The 6,881-nt window shown below is 40.5% G+C and carries 8 protein-coding genes; 5 read left to right on the top strand and 3 right to left on the bottom strand.

Translation table 11 applies throughout. The features are described 5' to 3' along the window. Positions 1 to 162 precede the first annotated feature (162 nt). From QMA00_RS18270 to csrA, 5 genes are all read left to right on the top strand, one after another. A complete protein-coding gene (locus QMA00_RS18270; RefSeq protein WP_076922420.1) occupies positions 163 to 951 on the top strand; it encodes a BPSS1780 family membrane protein in 789 nt (262 codons plus the stop codon). Continuing rightward, a complete protein-coding gene (locus QMA00_RS18265; RefSeq protein ID WP_008115122.1) occupies positions 951 to 1,403 on the top strand; it encodes a regulatory protein RecX in 453 nt (150 codons plus the stop codon). The genes QMA00_RS18270 and QMA00_RS18265 overlap by 1 nt, the downstream gene beginning before the upstream one ends. A 19-nt stretch (positions 1,404 to 1,422) precedes the next feature. Beyond that, positions 1,423 to 4,023, top strand: coding sequence for an alanine--tRNA ligase (alaS, locus tag QMA00_RS18260; protein WP_290158388.1), 2,601 nt, complete (start codon positions 1,423 to 1,425; stop codon positions 4,021 to 4,023). A gap of 6 nt (positions 4,024 to 4,029) precedes the next feature. Continuing rightward, positions 4,030 to 5,247, top strand: a complete 1,218-nt coding sequence (locus QMA00_RS18255) for an aspartate kinase (RefSeq protein WP_076922418.1) — start codon at positions 4,030 to 4,032, stop codon at positions 5,245 to 5,247. A 90-nt stretch (positions 5,248 to 5,337) separates the two neighbouring features. Then, positions 5,338 to 5,529, top strand: a complete 192-nt coding sequence (gene csrA / locus QMA00_RS18250; RefSeq protein WP_004587515.1) for a carbon storage regulator CsrA — start codon at positions 5,338 to 5,340, stop codon at positions 5,527 to 5,529. Positions 5,530 to 5,584: 55 nt separating this feature from the next. On the opposite strand, the gene QMA00_RS18245 is transcribed toward csrA, so the two are convergent. The 3 genes from QMA00_RS18245 to QMA00_RS18235 form a co-directional block, all read right to left on the bottom strand. Next, positions 5,585 to 6,052 (bottom strand): YcxB family protein, encoded by a 468-nt coding sequence (locus QMA00_RS18245; protein ID WP_008115132.1) that lies wholly within the window; start codon positions 6,050 to 6,052, stop codon positions 5,585 to 5,587. Positions 6,053 to 6,221: 169 nt separating this feature from the next. Continuing rightward, positions 6,222 to 6,413 (bottom strand): hypothetical protein, encoded by a 192-nt coding sequence (locus QMA00_RS18240; protein WP_013464127.1) that lies wholly within the window; start codon positions 6,411 to 6,413, stop codon positions 6,222 to 6,224. A 47-nt stretch (positions 6,414 to 6,460) separates the two neighbouring features. Then, a complete protein-coding gene (locus QMA00_RS18235; RefSeq protein ID WP_002961939.1) occupies positions 6,461 to 6,634 on the bottom strand; it encodes a DUF1328 family protein in 174 nt (57 codons plus the stop codon). Between the last annotated feature and the right edge of the window lie 247 nt (positions 6,635 to 6,881).

Genomic DNA, 6,881 nt, shown 5'->3' with positions numbered 1-6,881 from the left:
TTACAAACCTCGCGCCGCGATTAAATCGCCCCTAGTTTGAACAAATTTTAATCCGTAAAGGGCAACAGACCCTAATATTAACGGCATTTATCGCCGCCACCTCTGTAATACCAACCAACGCCGAGTTATACTCGGCGTGTTTTGTTTTAATTAAGAGCAAGTATGTCTACACAATTACGAATTTTTAAAGCGGATGCGGCATTAAAATGGTTTAAAGCGGGTTGGCTAATTTTTAAAACTCAGCCATTAACCTTTATCTTTATGCACTTGTTTATTGGCATTGTTGGCTTGTTGTCTTTATTTTTGCCGTTATTACAGATAGTCGCAGCATTGGCTACACCATTTTTAACCGCTGGTTTTTATCAAGCCGTGCTTACCAAGCAGCAAGGCGGAAAAATTATGCTAGCCGACATTTTGAAGCCCTTTTCAGCAAAAGGAAATCGGTTAGGCTTATTTCGCTTAGCGCTTTATCAAATGGGTGCCGGTATTTTAATTGCGCTGCTCGCCAATGGGTTATTTGCCGATGCGATTGCGGTTATGACGCAGCCTGACTTAGACCCTAATACAGCAATTAGCCAAATGCTTGAGAGTATTTCGTTTGCCAATGTGGCACTGTTTTTAATTGCGCTGTCGATATACTTTACTTCGTTTGCCTATGCGGTACCGCTGGTTTACTTTAATAAAGAACAACGTATTTTAAATGCCTTAAAAAGTTCGTTTATGGTGTTTTATTATAATATTTTACCATTGAGTGTTTATGGTATTATTTGCGCATTATTAATTGTGGTGTCGATGTTCTTATCGCTACTACCGCTGTTGATTTTAATGCCAATTTGCTACATTAGTTTCTTTGTTTCTTATCAGGCTATTTTTATGCCCGTTGTGCCACCAAGTGATGACAGTAACATTAAGCCTTTAAGTAGCGAGCAAAGCGGACGCTTTGACGCTTAATGGATGATACGTTAAAACAAAAGCTAAAAAACTATGTGCTTTGGTTACTGGGAAGGCAAGAGTATTCGCGCCGAGAGTTAACCCAAAAGTTACAGCAAAGAGAAGCAACCGACGAGTTCATAGAAAACCTGCTTGATTGGTGCGAAAAGCATAATTTTATTAACGAGCAGCGTTACTGTGAAGGGTTTGTAAGAAAGCACATATTTAAATGCCATGGCTTAAAGCGAATTCAAAGTGAGGCCATGAGCAAAGGGATTGATAGAGCACTGCTTGAAACAGTGGTTGAAGAGCTGGAAATAGATTGGTTTGAGCTCGCGCAGGAAGCGTACAACAAAAAATATTCAACGACACCGGCAAACCTCGAGTACAAAGAAAAGGCTAAGCGCGTGCGCTACTTAATGTATCGAGGATTTAGCTATGATCAAATAAATTTTGCAATGCAAGCACAGTAAATACAGGTGAGACTTTCACATGCAGCACATGACTACCGCACAAATTAGGCAACAGTTTTTAGACTTTTTTGCCAGCAAGCAACACCAAGTTGTTCCTTCTAGTTCGCTTATACCGGGTAACGATGCCACGTTGTTATTTAATAATGCCGGTATGGTGCAATTTAAAGATGTATTTTTAGGCGCTGAAAGCCGCCCTTACACACGCGCAACCAGTTCGCAGCGTTGTGTGCGCGCTGGTGGTAAACATAACGATTTAGAAAACGTAGGTTACACAGCACGTCATCATACCTTTTTTGAAATGCTAGGTAATTTCAGCTTTGGTGATTACTTTAAGCAAGATGCAATTAAATTTGCGTGGGAGTTTTTAACTGAGGTTGTAAAACTACCAAAAGAAAAGCTGTTAGTAACTATTTACCATGATGACGAAGAAGCCTTTGGCTACTGGGCTAACGATATAGGCTTACCTGAAGATCGTATTATTCGTATTGCAACGAGCGATAACTTTTGGTCTATGGGTGATACGGGTCCTTGTGGTCCATGTTCTGAAATATTTTATGATCATGGCGAGCATATTTGGGGCGGTCCTCCGGGCACACCTGAAGAAGATGGTGACCGTTTCATTGAAATTTGGAACTTAGTATTTATGCAATACAACCGTCAAAGCGACGGGACTATGGAGCCACTTCCTAAGCAATCTGTTGATACAGGTATGGGCCTTGAGCGTATTTCAGCTATTTTACAAGGTGTGCATTCAAACTACGAAATCGACTTATTCCAAGGCTTAATTGCGGCCGCTGCAAGCGTTACCAATGCACAAGATATGGATGATAAATCACTTCGCGTGGTAGCCGATCATATTCGTTCGTGTGCATTTTTAATTTCAGATGGGGTTATGCCATCAAATGAAGGCCGTGGTTATGTATTGCGTCGTATTATTCGTCGTGCTGTACGTCACGGTAATAAGTTAGGTGCTAAAGGCGCGTTTTTCTATAAATTGGTTGCTGCACTTATTGAGCAAATGGGTCAAGCGTACCCAGAGCTTGCTAAGCAACAAGAAATTATTGAAAAAGTACTGCGGATTGAAGAAGAGCAGTTTGGTAAAACGCTTGAGCGTGGTTTAGCTATTTTAGAAGAAAGCTTGAGTGATTTAGCCGGGGATGTGATCCCAGGTGACTTAGTATTTAAACTTTACGATACCTATGGTTTCCCTGCCGATTTAACAGCCGATGTAGCGCGTGAGCGCCAAATGACCATTGACCATCAAGGTTTTGAAGCATGCATGGCAGTACAACGTAAAACTGCACAGCAAGCGGGCAAATTTGGTGCAGATTATAATAAGCAATTAAAATCAGATAAGCACACTGATTTTAAAGGCTACGATAGTAATCATTATCGTGGCACTGTGGTTGAGATTTTTGCCGGTGGCGAATCTGTATCGTTATTAGAAGATGGTCAGCAAGGTATTATTGTTTTAGACCGTACTCCGTTTTACGCTGAATCAGGCGGCCAAATTGGTGATAGCGGTACAATTACTGTTGCCGGTGGTGAGTTTAATGTAACGAATACCACTAAATTGGGTAATGCTTTTGCTCATCATGGAACAGTTCAAGGGCGTATTGGCGTTAACGATAAAGTGGATGCGACTATTGACGATGCGCGTCGTGAAAGCATTAAGAAAAATCACACAGCTACGCACATTTTACATGAAGCATTACGTCAGCTTTTAGGTGAGCACGTATCGCAAAAAGGCTCACTTGTGCAGCCAGATCGTCTGCGTTTTGACTTCTCACATTTTGAAGCGGTGACCAAACAAGAACTGCGCGAAATTGAACGTGTAGTAAATGACGAAATTCGTCGTAACTTTGCACTTAATACTGAGCTAATGGCAATTGATGATGCTAAAGCAAAAGGTGCTATGGCATTGTTTGGCGAAAAGTACGATGACGAAGTACGTGTAGTAACCATAGGTGATTACTCAATTGAGCTTTGTGGTGGTACACACGTAGAGCGTGCAGGTGACATTGGTTTATTCAAAATTGTATCTGAAAGCGGTATTGCTGCTGGTGTTCGTCGTATTGAAGCGGTAACGGGTGCAGAAGCAATCGCTTATGTTAATGAACAAGAACAGCAATTAGCAGATGTTGCAGCGCTTGTAAAAGGTGACAGTGCGTCAGTACTTGAAAAAGTAACTGCCTTACTTGAAAAGTCGAAAGGACTTGAAAAGCAAGTTGCCCAACTTAACGATAAACTAGCCAGTGCGGCAGGTGCATCGTTACTTGATTCAGTGGTTGAAATTAATGGGGTTAAATTGTTAGTTGCCAACGTTGAGGGCACAGAATCAAAAGCGCTTCGTGGCATGGTTGATGATCTTAAAAATAAGATTGGCTCAGGCGTTATTGCTTTAGGTGTTGCCAGCGGTGATAAAGTAAGCCTAATTGCGGGTGTAACTAAAGACTTGACCGGTAAAGTAAAAGCGGGTGAGTTAGTTAACCACATGGCAGGCCAAGTAGGTGGTAAAGGCGGCGGTCGTCCAGATATGGCGCAAGCGGGTGGTTCTGAGCCACAAAACTTAACTGCAGCACTTGATAGCGTAACAGCTTGGTTAACTGAGCGTACTTAAGCTTAAGTGGCACTTATAGTTCAAAAATTTGGCGGCACTTCGGTAGGCTCAATAGAGCGTATTGAAGCGGTCGCCGACCTTGTTGTTAAAACTAAGCAACAAGGCCACCAAGTGGTCGTGGTGCTTTCGGCAATGTCGGGAGAAACCAATCGCTTAATTAATCTTGCCAAACAAATCGACTCTCGCCCGAGTAGTCGTGAACTCGATGTATTACTCAGTACCGGTGAACAAGTCTCTATAGCTTTATTAGCGATGGCCATTATTAAACGCGGCCATTCAGCGGTAAGCTTACTAGCCGATCAAGTGAATATATTAACCGATAACATGTTCGGTAAAGCCCGTGTAGAAGAAGTTGCGGCAACGCGTTTAAAACATGAACTTGAACATAACCGTATTGCTATTATTGCCGGCTTTCAGGGGCGCGATATTGAGGGCAACGTGACCACGCTTGGCCGTGGTGGCACCGATACCTCTGCAGTTGAAGTAGCGGGTGCAATAAAAGCGGATGAATGTCAGATCTATACCGATGTTGATGGCGTATATACTACAGACCCGCGTGTGGAACCTAACGCACGACGTTTAAGTCATGTCACCTTTGCTGAAATGCTTGAGCTGGCAAGTTTAGGCGCTAAAGTGTTACATATTCGCTCTGTAGAATCTGCTGGTAAACACAATGTCCCTCTGCGGGTGTTATCTAGCTTTAAACCCGATGAAGGCACGTTAATTAGTTTTGAGGAGAGCGACGTGACAAGCAATGTCGTATCGGGTATTGCATTTAATCGAGATGAGTGCTTAATTAAGGTGCATGGAATGCCGCAAGGCACCAAACATCTTGCAAAAGTTTTGAAACTTTTTGCTGATAATGGCATCGAAATAGATATGATTAATCAAATTAATCATAAAGTTGAAAAAGTTGACTATGCTTTTACTGTGCATTTAAATGATTACTTAAACGCACTTGATTTGTTAACGGCTGAGCAACAGCAATTTGACGCACAGGCAATTGACGGATTGACCAATGTGGCGAAAGTGTCAGCGGTGGGTATGGGGATGAAATCTCATTCCGGGGTAGCGAGTTTATTTTTTGATTCGTTAGCACAAGAAAACATTGATGTGATGTTTGTTGCCACCTCAGAGATCAAAATTTCAGTTTTAATAGATGAAAAATACCTAGAGCTGGCTGTTCGTGCATTACATAAGACATTTTTAACAGAAAATGAATAGATTGAGAGTTTTTACTTACTTTTTAGTCTAATTTTAATTAAAATGTTTGTGCGGAATCTTATAATTTTATTGGAACATGGGAGCAAGAGAATGCTAATACTAACTCGTAGAGTAGGCGAGACCCTTATGATTGGTGACGAAGTAACCGTTACTGTTCTAGGTGTTAAAGGAAATCAAGTTCGTATCGGTGTTAACGCACCTAAAGACGTATCAGTTCATCGTGAAGAAATTTACATGCGCATACAAGCTGAAAAGTCTAACCCTAATCCGGGCAATGCTTAATCAACATAGTATAAAATGTGCTAGTTAATATAACTATGACATTTGTAAAAGCCACTCATTGAGTGGCTTTTTTGTTTATAAAATCAATCGTTTCTTCGTCGAGTATTGCCTTAGAAATGTATTGCATACCGCTTTTACTTTTTAACAATAGTCCACAATCTGTAGTAATAATTTCGTTAATGTCGTGCCAAGCTAACTGGTAATTTTTGTAATGATTGGTTGATTTTATTCCGTCTTCGTCGAAGGTGAGAGTGACTTCAGAACCAGACGCTCTGCTTAGCATTTGCCTGGTAACCCACCATGGGCGGCGATAGTAAAAGGCGATGCATTCGAGTAGGGCTAGCATCAGCAAAAATGTACCTAGGTAATGATCTCCTAAACCATAAATACCAAATAATCCCAATACAACAAGCAGTGCTAATAAAAAATATTTAGGTTGCGCGCGTTTACTATAAGGCAGCGATTGGTCGAAGCATTCATAAAAGTAAGGTTTATCGAGTTTATAGGTTGTCGTAAATACCATGCATCTATACTTAAAAGCTATTTTTTATCATTTTAGCAAGCTATGTGGTAAATGCGCAGCTTAAAAAGAATTAATAGTTCAGAGTTTATAATTAATGGGTAGCAACTTGGCGACTAATACTTAACACAAAAAAGCGACCGAATGGTCGCTTTTTAAAAAGGGGGCTGAATTAGCAATTTGTTTCTTCAGCGTTGACACCTTCTTTTACTTCTTCACAGGCATCTTCTACTTTATTTTGAACATCTGTCACGGCCTCGTCGATGCGTTCACCGGCTTCTTCTGCATGATTGTCTTCACAACCCATAATAAATGCACTTGCGAATAGGCCAATAGCTGCTGCTTTAAGTGTTGATGATTTCATAATGTAATTCCTTGTATATAAATTTAAAAAAGTTCGTTGTTTCTTATCTACCTGGGGCTTTTACCACGTAAAGCGCCAGAGACAAGTGAAATAACCAGTAAAACTAAAAAGATAAAAAATATGATCTTAGCAATTCCTGCTGCGGCTCCTGCAATACCACCAAATCCTAAAACGGCTGCGATTAGTGCGATCACCAAAAATGTAATTGTCCAGCGTAACATTGTCATCTCCTTGATTTATCTAAGTGTTAAAGTGTTGTTTTTATATAAGCGAGTAATATGCCAATATTTTATTTTGTTTTAAATCAATGGTTTAATTTGTTTTTTGAGTTTGGCTTTATATTAGGTTGGTAATTTTTACGGTTTTATCTGTAACTTATTCACAGTGGTGTCTGATGAGATAATAAATAGTTTTTACATTCGTTATTTTGGTAAGACCAATTAACATTTGCTTTGGCAGTTTTTAGTG

The sequence above is a fragment of the Pseudoalteromonas sp. APC 3694 genome (genome assembly GCF_030407565.1).
Lineage (GTDB): Bacteria > Pseudomonadota > Gammaproteobacteria > Enterobacterales > Alteromonadaceae > Pseudoalteromonas > Pseudoalteromonas tetraodonis.
This window is presented reverse-complemented; position numbering and strand designations above follow the sequence as displayed.